The 18,450-nt window shown below is 72.0% G+C and carries 13 protein-coding genes and 2 pseudogenes; 11 read left to right on the top strand and 4 right to left on the bottom strand.

Translation table 11 applies throughout. The features are described 5' to 3' along the window. Positions 1-459: 459 nt before the first annotated feature. The 3 genes from WME98_RS07945 (at position 460) to WME98_RS07955 (ending at position 4,330) form a co-directional block, all read left to right on the top strand. Complete coding sequence (locus WME98_RS07945) at positions 460-2,649, top strand: PAS domain S-box protein (protein ID WP_437950732.1); 2,190 nt, start codon at positions 460-462, stop codon at positions 2,647-2,649. 104 nt (positions 2,650-2,753) lie between these two features. Then, positions 2,754-3,611 (top strand): 2-oxo acid dehydrogenase subunit E2, encoded by an 858-nt coding sequence (locus WME98_RS07950; protein ID WP_437950733.1) that lies wholly within the window; start codon positions 2,754-2,756, stop codon positions 3,609-3,611. Positions 3,612-3,742: 131 nt separating this feature from the next. Next, on the top strand, positions 3,743-4,330 hold the full coding sequence (locus WME98_RS07955; protein ID WP_061629735.1) for a DUF981 family protein: 588 nt from the start codon (positions 3,743-3,745) through the stop codon (positions 4,328-4,330). Here WME98_RS07955 and WME98_RS07960 read toward each other — a convergent pair. Further along, the gene (locus WME98_RS07960; protein ID WP_437950734.1) at positions 4,264-5,793 is read right to left on the bottom strand and encodes a phosphoribosyltransferase family protein; all 1,530 of its coding nucleotides are present in this window, start codon (positions 5,791-5,793) and stop codon (positions 4,264-4,266) included. The two genes, WME98_RS07955 and WME98_RS07960, sit on opposite strands and share 67 nt — an antisense overlap. A 157-nt stretch (positions 5,794-5,950) precedes the next feature. Continuing rightward, positions 5,951-6,442, bottom strand: a complete 492-nt coding sequence (locus WME98_RS07965) for an Hsp20/alpha crystallin family protein (RefSeq protein WP_437608047.1) — start codon at positions 6,440-6,442, stop codon at positions 5,951-5,953. A 395-nt stretch (positions 6,443-6,837) separates the two neighbouring features. Between WME98_RS07965 and groL the strand changes: the two genes are divergently transcribed. Next, entirely contained in the window at positions 6,838-8,457 is a 1,620-nt protein-coding gene (groL, locus tag WME98_RS07970; protein WP_437950735.1) for a chaperonin GroEL, read from the top strand. A gap of 338 nt (positions 8,458-8,795) precedes the next feature. Here the strand turns inward: groL and WME98_RS07975 are convergent, their stop codons facing one another. Further along, a complete protein-coding gene (locus tag WME98_RS07975; protein WP_437950736.1) occupies positions 8,796-9,179 on the bottom strand; it encodes a CBS domain-containing protein in 384 nt (127 codons plus the stop codon). Between the two features lie 327 nt (positions 9,180-9,506). On the opposite strand from WME98_RS07975, the pseudogene WME98_RS07980 reads away from it, so the two are divergent. From WME98_RS07980 to WME98_RS08010, 7 genes and pseudogenes are all read left to right on the top strand, one after another. Next, positions 9,507-10,328: pseudogene (locus tag WME98_RS07980) on the top strand (helix-hairpin-helix domain-containing protein); the annotation flags it as partial. A gap of 26 nt (positions 10,329-10,354) precedes the next feature. Further along, positions 10,355-10,420 (top strand): annotated as a pseudogene (locus WME98_RS07985) (hypothetical protein); the annotation flags it as partial. A 3-nt stretch (positions 10,421-10,423) separates the two neighbouring features. Further along, the gene (locus WME98_RS07990) at positions 10,424-11,284 is read left to right on the top strand and encodes a PHP domain-containing protein (RefSeq protein WP_437953963.1); all 861 of its coding nucleotides are present in this window, start codon (positions 10,424-10,426) and stop codon (positions 11,282-11,284) included. 118 nt (positions 11,285-11,402) lie between these two features. Further along, positions 11,403-12,164 (top strand): BON domain-containing protein, encoded by a 762-nt coding sequence (locus WME98_RS07995; RefSeq protein WP_437950737.1) that lies wholly within the window; start codon positions 11,403-11,405, stop codon positions 12,162-12,164. 168 nt (positions 12,165-12,332) lie between these two features. Continuing rightward, positions 12,333-13,292 carry a ribose-phosphate diphosphokinase gene (locus tag WME98_RS08000; RefSeq protein WP_437950738.1) on the top strand — a complete coding sequence of 320 codons (960 nt, stop codon included), beginning with the start codon at positions 12,333-12,335 and terminating at the stop codon, positions 13,290-13,292. Positions 13,293-13,319: 27 nt separating this feature from the next. Continuing rightward, positions 13,320-14,723, top strand: a complete 1,404-nt coding sequence (locus WME98_RS08005; protein ID WP_437950739.1) for a family 43 glycosylhydrolase — start codon at positions 13,320-13,322, stop codon at positions 14,721-14,723. Positions 14,724-15,066: 343 nt separating this feature from the next. Beyond that, entirely contained in the window at positions 15,067-15,975 is a 909-nt protein-coding gene (locus WME98_RS08010; RefSeq protein ID WP_437950740.1) for a PLP-dependent cysteine synthase family protein, read from the top strand. A 30-nt stretch (positions 15,976-16,005) separates the two neighbouring features. Here the strand turns inward: WME98_RS08010 and WME98_RS08015 are convergent, their stop codons facing one another. Next, on the bottom strand, positions 16,006-18,417 hold the full coding sequence (locus tag WME98_RS08015; RefSeq protein WP_437950741.1) for a heavy metal translocating P-type ATPase: 2,412 nt from the start codon (positions 18,415-18,417) through the stop codon (positions 16,006-16,008). Positions 18,418-18,450: the final 33 nt, after the last annotated feature.

Here is an 18,450-nt window from a genome sequence, read left to right on the forward strand (position 1 = left end):
ATTCGCCCCTCGACGGAGAGCGCGGCGAGCTCCGCAGGATGAACGTGTGATTGCGCGCCGGTTTCGTGGAGCGGTTTCGCCTGTCCGGCCGCACCGACAGGACCGGCCGCGGCGGCACGAGGAGAGGAGCGACTCACTTCCGCAGGCCTCGGCCAGCAAGTAGCAAGCCTCGGTCCGCTGCGCGGCGGCGGATGGACCACCTGAACGTGCGGTGAACATGCGGTGACCACAGCGGGCGAGGCGCACTGCTCGCAGCGGTGCACCGGGCCTCCTGCACCGGCCGGGGTATGAACAGAGTATGAACAGATCGGCATCGCGGGAAGTCATCCCGTGGACCTGGCCGCATTGACGCTTCAGGCGGCGTGGCTCTCGTGCGACAATCGGCCGATCGAGGCGGGGGCCATGTGGTGGACAGAAGAAATCGAGGCGTCGAGCAGCCGCGAAGAGGAGGTCGCCCGCATGGCATCCCCCTGTAGATGCGGGCGCCGCGAGGCTGGCGCGACGCCGGCCGAGTTCATTGCGCGCGCTGCGCTCGGAATCGCGCGCACGACCGACCTGGACGAGCTCGCCGGTCTCCTGCTCGAGCAGGTCATGGAGCTCGGCGCACGCGCTGCCTACCTGCTCCTGGCCTCCGATCGCACCGCCGAGCTCGGGCTTCATTCCCATCGCCACCTGCCGGCCGACGTCCGTCGCGGCCTCGCGCGGGTGGCGCTCGACGCGCCGCTGCTCGACGCCCGGGCGGCGAGCACGGGCCGAGTTCAGGTGATGAGCGACGCGCGCTCGGTCGAGCCGGGCTCGTGCCTGACGCGCGAGGTCTGCGCGCGGGTAGACGCACAGAGCGTGGTCTCGCTGCCCCTCTGCGCCCGAGGTCGCTGCCTCGGCGTCCTGTCCTGGTATCTACCCCATCCTCACCCCGATGCCGGTGTCGATCTCGGCGCGCTCGCCACGCTCTTCGCGATGGGCCTGGACAGCGCCCTCGCGCGCCAGGAAAACGCGCGCATCAGCGCCCCGCTCGAGCCGGTCCGGCGGTCGACTGCCGACAGCGGCGACAGCCTCGATCGGCCCGTGGCGCTCCAGCCGATGGTGGACCGGGCGCGCGCCATCGCCGGGGCGGAGTACGCCGCCCTCGGCGTCCATGCCCGTGACGACGACACCAACGAGCGCAAGCAGGCGGAGAAGGCGCTCCGCGAGAGCGAGGAGCGCTTCCGGCTCAGCTTCGAGTACGCGCCCATCGGCAAGGCCATCATCGGGCTCGACGGGCGCTTCATCCGCGTCAACCACGCCTACTGCGAGATCGTGGGCTACTCGGCCGAAGAGCTCTCGAAGCGCCGGTTCCAGGACATCACCCATCCCGACGACCTGGACACGGACGTGGGCCTGGTCGAGCAGCTGCGCCGCGGTGAGATCCAGCGCTATCAGCTCGCCAAACGCTACATCCGCAAGGACGGCACGGTCATCGCCGTCATCCTGCACGCGTCCGTGGTGCGCGGCGAAGACGGCGAGCCCATTCACTACATTGCCCAGGTGGAGGACGTGACGGCGCGCAAGCAGGCGGAGGAGGAGCGTGAGCGCCTGCTCGCGCAGCTGGACGCCGAGCGGAAGACGCTGCAAACGGTCTTCGACAGCGCGCCCGTCCCGCTGCTGCTCATCGAGCGCAACCGCGAGGAGTTCGTGATCGCCAACCCGCACGGCGTCGAGATCACCGGGGGCGCCGCGGCGCGGAGTCAGTACGTTGGTCGCATGCGCCGCCCGGACGGCACCCCCATCACGCTCGACGAGCTGCCCTCGAGCCGGGCGATGCGAGGCGAGACGGTCCCCGGCGAGGAGATCGTGATCGCCGAGGCGGACGGCTCGTGCCGGACCTTCCTCGTCGCCGCCGCACCGCTCCGCGACGGCGGGGGAAAGATCACCGGGGCGGTCGTGGCCGGCGAGGACATCAGCCCGTTGAAGGAGCTCGAGCGAATGCGCGAGGAATGGACCAGCATCATCGCCCATGACCTGCGTCAGCCGATCACCAACATCGTCCTCAAGGCCTCCCTGCTCGCAAAGCAGCCGCAGTCCAGCGACAAGGCGCAGCACATCCTGGCCAGCGCGATGCAGCTCAACCGGATGATAAGCGATCTGCTCGACGTCTCCCGCCTCGAGTCGCACCGGCTGGATCTGAGGCCCGCGGAGGTCGATCTCCCGGCGCTCATCCGGGCGACGGTGGAGCGGACGGCGGACGCGACGAAGGGACACGGGCTCGATGTCGAGGTGCTGGACGGGATTCCGCCGCTCCTGGCCGATTCCGGGCGCCTGGAGCAGGTGCTCACCAACCTGCTATCGAATGCGGCCAAGTACGGCGCGCCCGGGACGCCGATCCGGATCGCGGTGGAGCGGCGGGGCGACGAGGTGCTCGTGGCGGTCCAGAACGAGGGGAAGGGCATCGCGCCGGAGGAGCTGCCGAGGCTCTTCGCCCGCTACTACCGGACCCGCGAGGCGAAGGCAGGAGGCGCCGCCGGGCTGGGGCTCGGGCTCTACATCGTGCGAGGGCTCATCGAGGCCCACGGGGGGCGGGTCTGGGCCGAGAGCGCGCCCGGGAAGACGAGCTTTCAGTTCACGCTGCCGCTGCCGCAGTGCGCCCGGTCTTCAGACCGGGTGCCCTGGTAACACCTCGGCGCCGCGGGCGAGAGCCCACGCCACACGAGGAGCCGGAGCGCGCAGCGCGCCCTGGCCCGAGCCGTGCAACCCGTGGGGACATGGCCGGGTGGATCATGCCCCATCTCGATCTCGTGCCCAAGCAAGAGATCTCCAGCTTCCGCAAGCTGGCCATCGGCACCTGGCGCACCGCGTACGATCCGTCGGTGTACGGCACGCTCACGCTGCGCATGGACCGCGCGCTCGACTATATCCAGGCGTTCCGCCGCAGCACCGGCCGGCGGCTGACGGTGACGCACCTCGTCGCCAAGGCCTGCGCCGAGGCGCTGCGCCGCTGCCCCGACGCCAACGCCATCCTGCGCTGGAACAAGATCTACCTCCGGCGCGGCGTCACCGTCTCGGTGCTGGTCGTGCAGGCGGCCGGCGGCGACGGCGAGGCGGATCTCACCGTGACCACGATCGAGCGGGCCCATGAAAAGAGCCTGGTGCAAATCGTCGACGAGCTGGACCGGACGATCGAACGCGCACGCAGGAGGCGCGACAGGGCGGTGGAAGAGACGAAGCGCGCGATCCGGCACATCCCGTTCCTCTTCATGAACGCCTTCCTGCGCCTGCTCTCGTTCATGATGTATACGCTCAACCTGGACCTGTCGAAGCTCGGGCTCCCGCGCGATCCGTTCGGCGCGCTCACGGTGACCAACGTCGGCTCGCTGGGCCTGGAGAACGCCTACGTGCCGCTCGTGCCCTACACGCGGACGCCGGTCCTCGTCGTCCCGGGCATGGTGAGGGACGAGCCGGTGGTGGAGGACGGCAAGGTGGTTCCCGGCAAGGTGATGCGCGTGAGCGCCACGTTCGATCACCGATTCATCGACGGCTTCCACGCGAGCGTGCTGGCGCGCACCGTGCGCGAGATGCTGGAGGACCCGTTCCGCTGCTTCGACCGGCTGGACACGGACGTGCCCACGCCTCGCTGACGTAGGTCGCGTCTCCCGCGGGCGTCGCCGCGCTGCCGGCGCGCATACGCCGGCTCTACGTTCTATGGCGCGGCTCGGCAGCGCCGGGCGCTGGCTCGGCGACGACCAGCTCGCACGACGATGAGGAATCCATGTACATCAACTATCTCACGCTTCCGCTCGTCACGGCGGCGGCGGCGCTGGCGCTCGGGGCCTGGTATCTCTTCAGCGCGCCCGCCGCCGGCGACTCGCAGGCTCGCCGCCGCAGCTTCGCCTGGGCGTTCGGGGCGTGCGGGCTCATCCTGCTCATCACGGGCCTCCACGTCGTGCTGACATGGCCCATCCCGGGCGGGTACAACATCCTCTTCGGAGAGCCGCTCGTTTATTTCGGGACATTGCTCGTGATCGGCGCACCGGCGCTGTCGCTCGGCGACCGCCTGGGCCCCCTGCTCCTGCTCGGGGCCCTCGGGGGCATCACCAACCTGGTGCTCGCGCTGGCCATCGCGCGCCACGGGATGACGCAAAACCCGGCGCTCGCCGCGGCGATGTACGGCGCGAGCGGCCTCGGACTGCTGATCGCTCCGGCGATGGACAGGTCCGCGCTGGCGAGGCGCGCAGCAGGCGCGCTGCTCGCGGCTTCGGCGGCGCTGTTCGCGCTGTTCGGCTATGTGGCCTACGTGAAGCACACGGGCCTCGACGCGTTCGGGAAGTGGGTGCCCCGCGAGATGCGCTTGTGGTGATAGCCCGCACGTCGCCGGCGCACATCACATCTCCTCGATCTCCTCGCCCGTCCGGGCCTCGTCGGCTCGAGCGCCACGGGCGACCATGAGCCTCGATCCGCGCGGTTGTCTCCGCTACGCGGTCGCCTTGAGCGCCCGGGCGCCAGGTATCGGACGAACCACGCGCTTGCCGCGCGGGCGACCTCTTCCAGCGCCCCCGGCTCCTCGAACAGGTGCGTGGCCCCTTCCACGATCGCGAGTTGCCGCGGTCCGCGCAGGAGCTCCAGCGCCTCCCAGTTGAGCGCGAGCACGTCGGTGTCCTCGCGCCCGACGAGGAGCAACGTCGGCGCGTGCACCGCCTTGAGGTACGAGCCGGCGAGGTCGGGGCGCCCGCCCCGCGACACCACCGCGCCCGCGAGGTCGGGGCGCCTCGCCGCGGCGATCAGCGCCGCGGCGGCGCCGGTGCTCGCGCCGAAGTAGCCGAGCCGCAGCGCGCTCGTCCGGGGCAGCGCGCGCACGGCCAGGGCCGCGCTCACGACCCGCCGTGCGAGCAGCTCGACGTCGAACCGGAGGTGGCCTGTCCGTTCATCCGCCGCCTCTTCCTCTTTGGTGAGGAGATCGAGGAGCAGCGTGGCGAGCCCGGCGCCCTGGAGCACCTCGGCGACGAACCGGTTGCGCGGGCTGTGCCGGCTGCTGCCGCTCCCGTGGGCGAACAGGACCAGGCCCGTCGCCCCGGCGGGGATCACGAGGTCGCCTTCCAGGCGCGCGCCGTCGTCGAGCGCGATCTCGACGGGGAGCTCCTCCCCGGCAAGCTCCGCCGGCGCTTCCCCCTCGTCCTTGCCCGGGCCGCCGCCGCGCGCCCGCTCGAGCAGCGCGATGACGTCGTCGTCCGTGGTCTGGCCGAAGTCCTGGTAATAGGCGCCGATCGCGGACAGGTTCGGATCCGCGTCGAGACAGACCACCTCGTCGACCTCGGGGCGCAGGGACGCGAGCGTCCTCGCGGACGCGACCGGGACCGCGAGGACGAGGCGCCTCGGCCCGCGCCGCCGGATCCCCCGGACCGCGGCGCGCACGGTCCCGCCGGTCGCGATGCCGTCGTCGACGACGATGACGGTGCGCCCCTCTAGGTCGGGCGGCGGCCGGCCGCGCCGGAAGCGCTGCACGCGCGCCTCGACCTCGGCGGCCTTGCGGTCCGCGAGCTCCGCGACCTCCTCCGGGGGGGCGCCGAGCTCCGCCAGCACCTCGTCGTTGAGGTACACCTCTCCGCCCTCCGAGACGGCGCCCAGGCCCAGCTCTTCGCGCCCCGGGAAGCCGATCTTGCGCACCACCCAGACGTCGAGCGGCGCCTTGAGCGCCCGCGCGACCTCGTGGGCGACCGGGACCCCGCCGCGCGGGAGCCCGAGGACGACGGGCGCCTCCTCGCGGTAGCGCCTCAGCGCGAAGGCCAGGCGGCGCCCTGCATCAACGCGATCTCGAAACAGCATGAGCCCCTCCTCCGGTCGGCGGGTGACGTCCCTCGCCCCTGACACCGGCCCTCGGGTCCTCCGACGGGCTCCCCCCGCCGCTGCGGCCTTGTCCCCGCGCGGTCGGCCCGGAGAGCTCGGGCCCCCGGCGGCCGTCGCGCGGCCGCTGGGCGGCGCTTCAGGCGGCCTTCTTCGCCTCGATCTTCTTCGCCTCGGTCGACCCCTCGGCGCTCGGCTCCTTGCCGCGGAGCGGGATCTGCTTCGGCTGGACCCCGGCTGCCTTGGGGACGATGATCTCGAGCACACCGTTCTTCAGCTCGGCCTGGATGTTGTCGAGATCGGCGCTCTCGGGCAGCGTGAAAGAGCGGCAGAAGCTGCCGTATTCACGCTCGTACGCATAGACGCGCTCGCCTTCTCGCTCCTCGCGCTCCTCGTCGCGCTTGCCGCTGATCGACAGCTGCCGCCCGCTGATCGAGACATCGACGTCACTCTCCTTCACGCCCGGCAGGTCGGCCCGGAACACGAAGCGATCCTTCGTCTCTCGGAGCTCGATGTCCGGTGAGAACCAGGCCTCCGGCTGGCGGAGCCGGGTGACTGGCTCCATCTCCGCGAACGGATCCCACTGGAACATCTCGCGCATCATGCGCTCCGGGTCGAGCGCGCGCATCATCGATGCGATTCTACGAGGCTCTCGCCAACGTGACAGCAGCGTCATGGTGACCTCCTTCGAACTCCAGACGACCTTTCCTGAACTCCTGCAACGCGCAGCGCCTCGCGCGTCCGGAGGACCCTCGCCCGACCGCTTGAGCCCGGCTCATGCTGGACGATCGGCTCGTGCGGTGGTTGCCGAGGGTGGGAGCTGCAGGATCCGTGCTCGCGGAGGGTGTACCCGCTCGGCCGGGTCGCGGCGCGCGCGGCCGGGCGAGCCGTCGATCTCCGGTTCCGGGAGACCGCGGCCGGAGCGCGCGAACGACACCCGAGAGAGCAGGCCCTGGGGTTGCATCAAGGGTGTCGGCGACGGCGGCCACAGAGGCGCGGCCGCGCTCGTCCAGGAGGTCTCCCGCGATGACCCACAAGCAACTCCTCTTCCACGCCGCTGCCCGGGAGAAGGTCCTGCGAGGCGCCACGGCGCTCGCCGACGCCGTCCGCGTGACGCTCGGCCCGAAGTCGAAGAGCGTGCTCATCGGGCGCGCCTGGGGACGCCCCACCGTGTGCAACGACGGCGTCTCGATCGCCAAGGAGATGAGCCTCAAGGACCCTGAAGAGGACGTCGGGGTGCAGATCATCCGCGAGGCGGCCGAGCGCACGGGCGACGCGGTCGGCGACGGGACGACGACCTCCACCCTGCTGGCTCACGCGATCTTCGCGGAGGGGCTCCGCAACATCGCCGCGGGCGCGAGCGCGATCGATCTCAAGCGCGGCATCGAGCGGGGGCTCCAGGCGGCCGCCCGTGCGGTGCGGTCGCTCTCCCGCCCTGTGCAGAGCCGAAATGAGAAGGTCCAGGTCGCCACGGTCGCGGCGCACAACGACGTGGTCATCGGCGAGCTCGTCGGCGACGCGGTGGAGAAGGTCGGCGGAGAGGGCGTCATCAGCGTCGAGGAGGCGAAGGGGACCGAGACGGCGGTCGAGGTCGTGCAAGGCATGCAGTTCGACCGCGGGTATCTCTCGCCCTACTTCGTGACCGACCCGGAGCGCATGGAATGCGTGCTCGAGGAGCCGCTCATCCTGATCCACGAGAAGCGGATCGGCGTCATGAAAGACCTGCTCCCCCTGCTCGAGCACGTCGCCAAAGAGGGGCGGAGCTTCCTGCTCATCGCGGAGGAGGTCGAGGGCGACGCGCTGGCCACGCTCGTCGTCAACAAGCTGCGCGGGACGCTCGCTTGCGTCGCGGTCAAGGCGCCCGGCTTCGGGGACCGGCGCAAGGCGATGCTCGAGGACATCGCGACCCTGACCGGAGGACAGGTGATCGCCGAGGAGGCAGGGTTGCGTCTGGAGCACGTGACGCCGGGCCAGCTCGGTCGGGCGGCGCGGGCCGTCGTGAAGCAGGAGAACACGACGATCATCGGCGGCGCCGGCGACCCGAGCGCCATCCAGGCGAGGGTCGAGCTGCTCCGGCGGCAGATGAAGGAGGCGAAGAGCGACTACGATCGCGAGAAGCTGCAGGAGCGCCTGGCGAAGCTCGTCGGCGGCGTGGCGGTCGTCCGGGTCGGGGCGCCGTCCGAAACGGAGATGAAGTCACGGAAAGAGGCGTTCGAGGACGCGATCAGCGCGACCAAGGCGGCCGTGGTCGAGGGCATCGTGCCGGGCGCGGGGCTCGCGCTCCTGCGCGCGAGCGTCGCGTTGGAGCACGAGGAGCAGCGGTGCGACGGCGACGAGCGCACCGGCGTGCGCATCCTGCGCCGCGCGCTCGAGGCTCCGACGCGGCAGATCGCGGAGAACTCCGGCGTCGACGCCGGCGTCGTGATCGAGCGGATGCGCGCCGGCAGCGGGGATTTCGGGTTCGACGCGGCGCGCGGCGCGTACGTCGATCTCGTCGAGTCGGGCATCATCGACCCGACCAAGGTGGTGCGCGTCGCGCTCGAGAACGCCGTGTCGGTGGCGAGCGTGCTGCTCTTGACGGAGGCGACGATGACCGAGATCCCCGAGCCGGCGAAGGAACGGGCGGCCGCGCCCCCGCTCGAATGAACGGCGCCGTGAGCCCCCACGACGCGCCGCCGGGCTCCGGCGCGATGGGCCCACGAGGCTCCTAATGTCGTCGGCGTCGCCCCGGCCAGGATCGCATCGACGTTCCGGAGCACCGCTTCGAGCCGCTCGATCGCCGCCTTCAGGTCGGCCCGGTATTCTCGATTGTCGGTGTGGACCAGCTCTTCTCGCATCCCCACGAGCCGGATCGATAGAGCTGTCCTCATGTCTCTCGCTTCGCGCTCACTGAGCTCGATCTGGAACTCGGCCATACCTTTCCTCCCCTGACTCATGAGCAGCACGTCCCCTCGGGCAGCGGACTCGAATGGACGGCATCGGGGTCACTCGCCCGTGACCGGCCCGGCTCGCTCCTCGCGCGGCAGGCTCGCGAGATCGTCGCGCGTGATGACGCCGACCATCCGCTCGCCCCGATCCAGGACGACGAGCCGCCGGATCGTGTGCTCCTCCATCCGCCGGGCCGCCTCCTCGATGGACTCGTCCTCGTAGCAGCAGAAGACCCTCCGCGTCATCACGTCGCCGACGTGGCTCGTCCTCGGGTCGAGCCCGTTGGCGGTCGCCCGAACGGTGATGTCGCGGTCGGTGATGACCCCGATCGGACGCTCGTTCTCGAGGACGGGCAGCATGCCCACGCCCGCCTCTCGCATCTTGAGCGCCGTCGCCTGGAGCGTCGCCCCCGTGGATGTCGTCTCCACCCCTCTCGTCATGACGTCTCCAACGAGCATCGATCCCTCGCTGGGACGGTACGGAGCACGCTCCATACCGCGCGCCGGGCGCACAGGCGGCCTCCTTGACCTCGCCTCCTTCGCCTCGGCCGCGTTCCCGCGCGGCAGCCCAGCCTCGTGGCACATCGCCTGCTTCAACGGCGCGGCGGGGTGGGCGGGTATTCGTGCGCGCCGCCGACTGGCGGGGATCTCACGCATGAGCGCGGCAGCGCCGGCAGGGGTGGCGCCCTTCGCGCGCGAGGACGCGCGCCGCCGGAACGAGGCGCTACGCGTGAACCCGACGGGAACCCGACGGGCACCGAGGGACGCATGGAAAACGTCGATATCGCTCGCATCTTCGAGGAGGTGGCGGACCTGCTCGAGATCCAGGACGAGAGCCCGTTCCGCGTGCGGGCCTACCGCACCGCGGCGCGCACCCTCGGGGCGCTCGGCGAGCCCGTCGCGGGGATCGTCGAGCGCGAGGGCGCGGGCGAGCTCACCGCCTTGCCCGCGATCGGCAAGGACCTCGCGGGGAAGATCGTCGAGCTCCTCGAGACCGGCGAGCTGCCGCTGCTGAAGGAGCTGACGGCGAAGACCCCCGAGAGCCTCGTCGAGATGATGCGGATCCCGTCGCTCGGGCCGAAGCGCGCGCGCCTGCTCCACGACAGCCTCGGCATCGCGACGGTCGACGAGCTCGTGGAGGCCGCGCGGTCGGGCCGCCTCGTCGGCGTGCGCGGCTTCGGCGAGAAGCTCGCCGCGACGATCCTCGACGGCTGCCTGAAGCGGCGGGCGACCGCCGGGCGCGTGCGGCTCGCGGACGCCGAGGCGCAGGTCGAGCCGCTGCTCCGGCACCTCCGGGCGGCGCGCGAGGCCCTGGCCGTCGAGGTGGCCGGCAGCCTCCGGCGCCGCAAGGAGACGGTGGGCGACGTCGACATCCTCGTGTCCGCTAGGCAGGGCGAGCCCGTCGCGTCGCGCCTGATGGCGTATCCGGAGATCAAGCAGGTGCTCGCCCACGGCGCGACGAAGTGCTCGGTCGTGCTGCGGTCCGGGCTCCAGATCGACCTCCGCGTCGTGCCGCCGGCGTCCTACGGCGCGGCCCTCCACTACTTCACCGGATCGAGGGCCCACAACATCGCCGTTCGCACGCTGGGCGTGAGCCGCGGGCTGAAGATCAACGAATACGGGGTCTACCGGGGCGACCGGCGGACGCGGGCCAGGCGGAGGAGGATGTCTTCCGCGCGGTCGGATTGCCCTGGATCCCGCCCGAGCTGCGCAAGGACGCCGGCGAGATCGAGGCCGCGCGCGCGCGGCGCCTCCCCGCGCTCGTCGAGGTCGGCGCCGTCCGGGGCGACCTCCACGTGCACACGACGTACACCGACGGGCGCGACGAGCTCGAGGCGATGGTCAGGGCGTGCGCGGCCCGCGGGTACGCCTACGTGGCCATCACCGACCACACGCAGGCGGTCCGCGTGGCGGGCGGGCTCGACGCCTCGGGGTTTCGCCGGCAGGCGCGGGCCATCGACGGGCTCCGCCGGACGATCGGCGGGATGGCGATCCTGCACGGGGCCGAGGTCGACATCCTCGAGGACGGGGCGCTCGACCTCGACGACGCGGCGCTGGCGGCGCTCGATTACGTCGTCGCCAGCGTGCACTCGAAGCTCACGATGCCGGAGCCCGACATGACGCGCCGTGTCCTCCGCGCGCTCGAGAGCCCGTTCGTCACGGCGCTCGGCCACCCGACCGGGCGCCTCCTTGGCAAGCGGGAGCCGTACGCGCTCGACATGCCGCGGATCGCGCGCGCCGCGCGCGAGCTCGGCGTGCTGCTCGAGATCAACGCTCAGCCCGAGCGCCTGGACCTCTGCGACGTCCACGTCCGCCTCGCGCGAGAGGCCGGCGCGAAGCTCGTCGTCGCCACCGACGCGCACGCCGTGGCGGAGCTCGGCTTCATGCGCCACGGGATCGATCAGGCGCGGCGGGGCTGGTGCGCCGCGGCGGACATCGCGAACACGGCGCCTCTCGCGGAGTTCCTGGAGCTCATCGGCCGGCGCAGGCGCGCGGCGACCGCCGCGCGGGGGTCGCGCCCGGCCGGGAGCGCGGCCAGCGCGTAGGGGGCTCGGGAGCGGGCAGGCCCGAGGACAGGCCCACCACGCGCGCGCGGCGCAGCGCGCGGCGTTGGCCGCCTCCTGGCCTGTACATCGCCGCGGCTCGGCACCATGGCCCGAGCGCATGGGTGGCGCAGACTCGGTCACGAGCAGGGCCCACGCAGCGCTGGGCCGGCTCGGCTTCGACCTCCATCGATATCCGGTCCGACTGGAGTATCTGGACGGCGTGCTCACGATGGAGGGCGAGCTCCCGGATATCGCCGCGAAGAAGCGTGCGCTCGAGCGCGGCGCGGCGCTCCCCGAGGTGCGCTGGGTCGCCGACCGGCTCCGCGTCGAGCCGAGCGTCGACATGATGAGCGACGTCGAGGTCCTCGACCATATCCGGGATGTCCTGCTCTCGGAGCCGACGTTCGACGAGTGCACCGTCCGGGTGCGCGGTGGGGGCACGCTCGACGTGCTTCGCGAGCCGCCGCGGCCGCGCGGCGCGCTCGAGGTCGCCGTCGACGAGGGGATCGTGAGGCTCGAAGGGGCCGTGCCCAGCCTCTCGCACAAGCGCCTGGCCGGCGTGCTCTGCTGGTGGGCGCCAGGGACCCGCGACGTCATGAACGCGCTCGAGGTCGACGCCCTGGAGGAGGACAACGACGACGAGATCTCCGACGCGGTGCGCATCGTCCTCGAGAAGGATCCGCTCCTCGACGCATCGGAGATCGGGGTCAGCACAGAGCGCTCGCGCGTCACGCTGCGAGGCCTCGTGGCGAGCGAGGAGCAACGCAGGATCACCGAGAACGACGCCTGGTACGTCTTCGGCGTGAACGACGTGAGCAATGAGATCGAGGTCTCCCCGGACGTGGCCTCCGCGCGGTGGAGGCGTGTCGCCGCCTCATGATTTCCTGCGCCGGAGATCCGACCGCTCGTGCAGTCCGGAGGCGAAGGCCACGCGCCGCACCTGGTCTCTCCCTTGCACCCTTGCAGATCGAGCGGGCCCACGAACAACCCCTTTTCCTCGCCGCTGCCCGGGAGACGGTCCCGCGCAGCGCGGCGTAGCGGAGCAGCCATGGAGATCTGCCTCTTCGCGGGCAACGCGAACGTCCCTCTCGCGCAGGCCGTGGCGGAGCGCCTCGGCGTCGGCCTCGGCGACGCCCTGGTGCGCCGCTTCGCCGACGGCGAGCTTCACGTGCAGATCCGGGAGACCGTGCGAGGGCGGGACGTGTATCTCCTCCAGCCGACGAGCCCGCCGGTCGACGAGCACATCCTCGAGCTCCTGTTCCTCGCGGATGCATGTCGCCGCGCAGGGGCTCCGCGCGTGACGGCCGTCGTGCCGTATTTCGGCTATGCCCGCCACGACCGCCGCGCCTCGGGAAGGGAGCCGGTAGGGGCCCGGCTCGTCGCCGATCTCTTCAGGACAGCGGGCCTCTCGCGCGTGGTGGCCGTCGACCTCCACAGCGCCGCGCTCGAGGGGTTCTTCTCCGTCCCGCTCGAGCACCTGAGCGCCGCGCCGCTGCTCTTGGAGGCAGCGAGGCCCTGGGTCTCCGAACGCAGCGTCATCGTGGCGCCGGACCTCGGCGCTGCGAAGCTCGCGGATCGCCACGCGCGGCTCCTCCGCTTGCCGGTCGCCGTCGTGCACAAGACCCGCCTGAGCGGCGAGGACGTCAGCGTCCACGCGATCACGGGCGAGGTCCGGGGGCGGTCGCCCCTCCTCGTCGACGACATGATCAGCACCGGCGGGACGATCGAGGCCGCCGTGAACGCCTTGCTCTCGGCGGGCTGCGCGCCGGACATCGCCGTCGTCGCGACCCACGCCCTCTTCGCTGGCCCAGCGGTGATCCAGCTCCCCGCCCTCCCGGTGCTCCGCTTCTTCGTGACGAACAGCGTCGCCGCCGCCGCGTGCCCAGCGCTCCCGATCGAGCTCGTCCGGCTGGAGGGGCTCCTGGCCGAGGCGATCCGGCTCCTCCATGACGGCCGGTCGCTGGAGGCGCTGCTCGCGCACGGCGCGGCCGGGAGCCCTCCGCGCTGAGCCGGCGCTGAGCGAGTGGACCTGCCCTTGCGCCTGGAAACGCCGCTCGGCGCGCCGTTCGCCCTCGAGGTCGTGATCGACCCCCGGGGGCCGCGCCGCTTCCGGGTGACCGAGCCGGGGCTGGACGCCCGGATCTACGAGCTCGCCCGCGCGCAGCAGCCGGATTACCTCGACCTGTTCGAGGCGCTGGCGCGTGACCTCGGGACCCGCGTGCCGCTCGCCCGCACCCCGCCGCCGCCGCGGAAAGGCGGACCGCCGCTGCGGCCGCTGCTGACCGAGGCGGTCGCGCCGGAGATCCTCTACGGCTATGGCGACCCCTGCGTGGCGCGCGTGGGCGAGCGCGAATGGCGCTTGCTGGTGACCTCGAACGACGCGCCGAACGCCTTCCCCATCCTCGCCTCCAGCGACCTGACCACCTGGCAGCTCACCGGCTTCGTCTTCCCGAAAGGGCAAACGCCGGCGTGGGCGCTGACCGGCCCGGACCGGGCGGACTTCTGGGCGCCGGAGATGCACCGGGTCCGCGAGGAGTACTGGGTCTGCTTCACGGCCCGCGCGCAGGACCGCTCGCTGGCGATCGGCCTCGCCCGGTCCCGGAGCCCGGACGGCCCGTTCAAGGCCGATGAAGCCCCGATCGTGACCGGCGACGTGATCGACGCGCACATCCTCGTGGACGCTGGCGGCGCGCCCTGGCTGATCTGGAAGAAGGACGACAACGGCGTGTGGCCCGGCAGGCTGGCAGCCTTGCTCCACCGGGAGCCCGCCCGGGTGGGCGAGCTCTTCGCTGCCCGCGAAGACCAGCGCACCGCGGTCCTGGCGCTGACGTTGTGGCCGTGGGTGGAGACGCTCGAGCCCATGGAGCAGTTCTTCGTGCTGCAGCCGCTGATCGAGGCGGCGACCGCGGACTTCACCGGGTTCGCGGCGCGGCTTTCGGGCCTCGGGGCGCGGGCGAGCGGCGCGGAGGCGGAGGGCATCGCCGCGATCTCGCGGGCGCTCAGGACGCGCATCCACGCCCAGCGGCTGTCGGCGGACGGCCGCAGGCTGGAGGGGGAGCCCGCCGTCATCCTCGAGAACGACCAGCCCTGGGAGGCGCACGTCATCGAGGGCGTCTGGATCACCCAGGAGGGCGGGCGATATTACCTGCTCTACGGCGGCAACGACTTCTCGACCGCGCACTACGGCATCGGCGCCGCCGTGGCGGACGCGCCCACGGGCCCGTACCGCAAGTCCTCGCAGGTGCTCCTGAGCTCCAGCGCGGAATGGTGGGGGCCAGGGCACCCCTCGGTGTCCATGGGCGCCGACGGGCGACATCACGTCTTCCTGCACGCCTTCCGGGCAGGCGTGGCCGGATACAAGGCCTTCCGCGCCTCGCTCACCGCGCCGATCCGCTTCGAGGGCGGCGTCGTCTCGCTGGACGGGTCGCCGAGGGCCTGAGCGTTCATCGCGGCACATCTCAGGCGCTGAAGGACGGAGGCAGCCGGGCATCGTCGATCAGTGCGTGTCGATGATGCTCTTCGCGAAGCGGGCCTTCCCCTCGCGAAAGTGCCAAAGCGGCTGAGGACCCCGGGCGCTGGTCGACCAGCGGCATGACGCGGCGCGACGCGCCGTGGATGGCTCTCACCACCTCGCGAGCGATGACGGCGGTGACGCAGCCGAGCGGCCCAGGTCGTGCACGACGAGCCGGTATAGCGGCGCGAGGGGAGCGCGGCGCGAGGCCGGGGGCGCGGCGCGCGGCCGTGGCGCCGGGACGCGCGCTGGACAACGCGGGGCCATGGACATGAAGACGATACTCGACGCGATAGGCAAGACTCCCCTGCTGACGCTCGACGGCATTCACGTGAAATGCGAATTCCGGAGCCCCTCTGGATCCATCAAAGACAGGCTCGCCAAGTACGTCATCGAGAAGGCCGAGGAGACAGGGCTCCTGAAGGAGGGCGCCACCATCGTGGAGGCCTCGTCCGGAAACACGGGGACCGCCGTCTCCATGGTCGGCGCCGTGAAAGGGTACAAGGTGACGATCTTCATCCCCGAGGGTCTCTCCCAGGAGCGTTACAGGATGATGAAGGCGTTCGGCGCTGACGTGCGCACCGTCCCGCGGGACCGGATGGATCTCGCCGTGCAAGGCGCGATCGCCCTGGGGAACGAGAAGGGTCACTTCCACGTGAACCAGTTCGCGAGCCCCTGGAACGCGGAAGACCACGAGCAGCACCTCGGCGGGGAGATCCTCCGCGCCTTCGGGCGCCGGCGGATCGACGCGGTCGTCGCGGCGATCGGCTCCGGAGGGACCCTGATCGGCCTCGCGAGGGCCTTCAGGCGGGTCAACCCGGCGGTCAAGGTCTTCGGCGTCGAGCCTGCCCGGTGCGCCCTCGTCCACGGGCGGCTGCACGGCCAGTCCGAGGTGTGCCGGCCCCACCGGATCGAGGGGATCGCCGAGGGGTTCGTGCCCCCGCTCGTCGAGGACAACATCGAGCTCATCGACGACGTCCTTCTGGTCGAGGACGGAGCGGCGAGCGAGGAGGCGAGGCGGATCGCGAGGGTGCACGGCTGCTTCGTCGGGGTCTCCTCCGGAGCGAACCTCCTGGCCGCGAGGCGGGTCAAGGAGAAGAGCCCGGAGCTGAAGAACGTGGTCACCTTGTTCCCGGACGAGGGGGAGAAATATCTGAGCGAGCCGTGGTTCTCTCGCTGAGCGGGAGCTCGGCCCGCGCGAGGCGCGATTTCACCTCGGCCGGCCCGGGCTGGGCGAGCGCCCGTGCCTGAGCGGATCCAGCAAGCGCAGCACGCGACGTGCGGTCGCTGGCGCTGGCGCCGGCGCCTGCTGGAGGGGTGGCTCCCGGGAGCTCACAGCCGGCTGGTCGGGAGCATCCGCGTGGTAGCGCTCGCTCAGCGACGCATAGAGCTCCTCCTCCTGAGCGAAGTGGAGCCGCAGCACCGCGTGGAGCCCGTAAAGAATCCGCTGGAAATCCTGCACGTCCGCGGCCGTGGGTCCGCGCGGCTCGAGCTCTCCGAGGAGCTGCTCGTAGAGCCGGACCAGATGGAAGATCTCTCGATGCGTCGCGCTCATGCATGCCAGAGGATCCTCGCCGCCGAGCAGTCGGGAGATGACCGGGTAAACTTCGGCGTCGTCGGCGCGCTCGTGCGGGAGGAGCCGCTCGCGGAGGAAGCGGTCGAGCGCCTCGAGCTCTTCGCGCGCCTCCTCTTTCGCTAGGCGATCGATGCGCTCGGCCACGACCCGCACCCGATCGAGCCTAGGGATGAGCTGATCGTGCTCGAGCTCCAGCCTGCGGCTCATGGCCTCCCCGAGCGCTGGCCTCCTCGCGCCGTGCCCGCCGCTCTGCGCCCGCAGCGCGCTCAGGATCGCGGCGACGTCGATCGCCTCCTGCAGGAGCGCGCCGGCGGCCGGCGGCAGGAAGCCGAACGCCGCCGCGCCCATCGCGAAGAGCGACAGCCCCATGCCGAGGAGCGCGCTCTGCACCGCAATGGTGCGAGCGCGGCGCGCGATGCTCACGGCCTCGGCGAATCGATCGAGCCTGTCCACCACGAGCACCACGTCGGCCGCCTCGGCGGAAGAGGTGGCCCCGCGCGCGCCCATCGCGACCCCGACGTCGGCGGCGGCGAGCGCTGGAGCGTCGTTGATCCCGTCGCCGATCATCACGGTGAGCCCCTCGGCGCGGGCTTCGCGTACGGCCGCGACCTTCTCCTCCGGCGACCGCTGGGCGAGCACGCGATCGACGCCGAGCGTGGCGCCGACCGCCTCGGCGACCAGGGGGTGGTCGCCTGTCACCATCACGACACGGCGAATGCCGACCCGCCTGAGCGCCCGCAAAGTCCGCGGCGCATCGGGGCGGATCGGATCGTCGAGCGTCAGCGCGCCGATGACGCCTCCATCCACTGCCACGAACACGGTCATCGCACCAGCGCGCGAAGCGCGGCGCCGGAAGGCGCGGGCCTCCTCCGGGAGCGGAGCTCCTTGCGCTGCCCATTCGGCGCTCCCCACGCGAACGGCGCGCCCGTCCACCCGACCCGTCATTCCGGCGCCGGGCGCCTCGTGGACGCCCTCAGGGAAGGACAGCCCGAGGCGGCGCTCGCGGGCGGCGCGCACCAGGGCCGCGGAGAGCGGGTGCGACGAGGTCTGCTCGAGGGACGCCGCCAGGCGGAGCACCTCCATGTCGTCGTCTATTATCGAGCGGAAGCACGTCACGCCGGTCACGCGCGGGCCGCCGAACGTGAGCGTGCCTGTCTTGTCGAGGAGCAGGATCTCGGCCCGGGCGAGGGCCTCGAGCGCGGCGCCGCCCTTCACCACGATGCCGCGCCGGGCCGAGCGCGAGATGCCGCCCACGATCGCGATGGGCACCGCGAGGAGCAGCGGGCAGGGCGTCGCGACGACGAGCACGGCGAGCCCGCGGCCGGCGTCGCCGGAGAGGCCCCACGCCGCGGCCGCCATGGAGAGCGAGAGCGCGGCGAACGCCAGGGCATGGCGATCGGCGAGGCGGGCGAGCGGGGCCTTCGAGGCGGACGCCTGCTGCACGAGGCGGACGATGCCGGCATACGTGCTCTCGTCCGCGCTCGCCACAGCGCGGACCTCGAAGGCGGCGCCGGCGTTCGTGGTCCCGCTCCCCACGCGGTCGCCGGGTGTCTTTTCGACCGGCCGCGGTTCGCCGGTCAGCGCCGATTCGTCGAGGAGCGCCCGCGCGCCCACGACGACCCCGTCGACCGGCACGATCTCGCCCGGCGCGACCAGCAGGCGGTCGCCGGGGGCGACGGCGCCGATCGGGACGGTCGTGACGGCGTCTCCCTCGCGGCGATGCGCCGTACAGGGAGCGCGTGCGAGGAGCGCGGAGAGCTCACGCCGGGCGCGCGCGGCCGCGTACCCCTCCAGGGCGCTGCCGGTCGCCATCATCGCGCCGATCAGCGCGCCCGCCAGGTATTCCCGGAGCAGGAGCGCGCCGCCGATGGCGAGGAGCGCGATGACATCGACGCCGGCCCGCTTCTCGAGCACGTCTACCAGGACGCGCGCGCCGACGAGGGCGAGCGCGACGACCGCGCCGGCCGCCCAGAGCGTGTCTCCTAGACGCGCGTGTCCCTCGAGGTGTGCCGCGGCTCCGCCCAGCAGGCCGGAGAACGTCGACACGACGAGCGCACCGCTCCTCAGGGAAGGCCGCTC

The organism is Sorangium sp. So ce296 (assembly GCF_051529605.1).
In the GTDB taxonomy this organism is placed as follows: Bacteria; Myxococcota_A; Polyangia; order Polyangiales; family Polyangiaceae; genus Sorangium; species Sorangium cellulosum_D.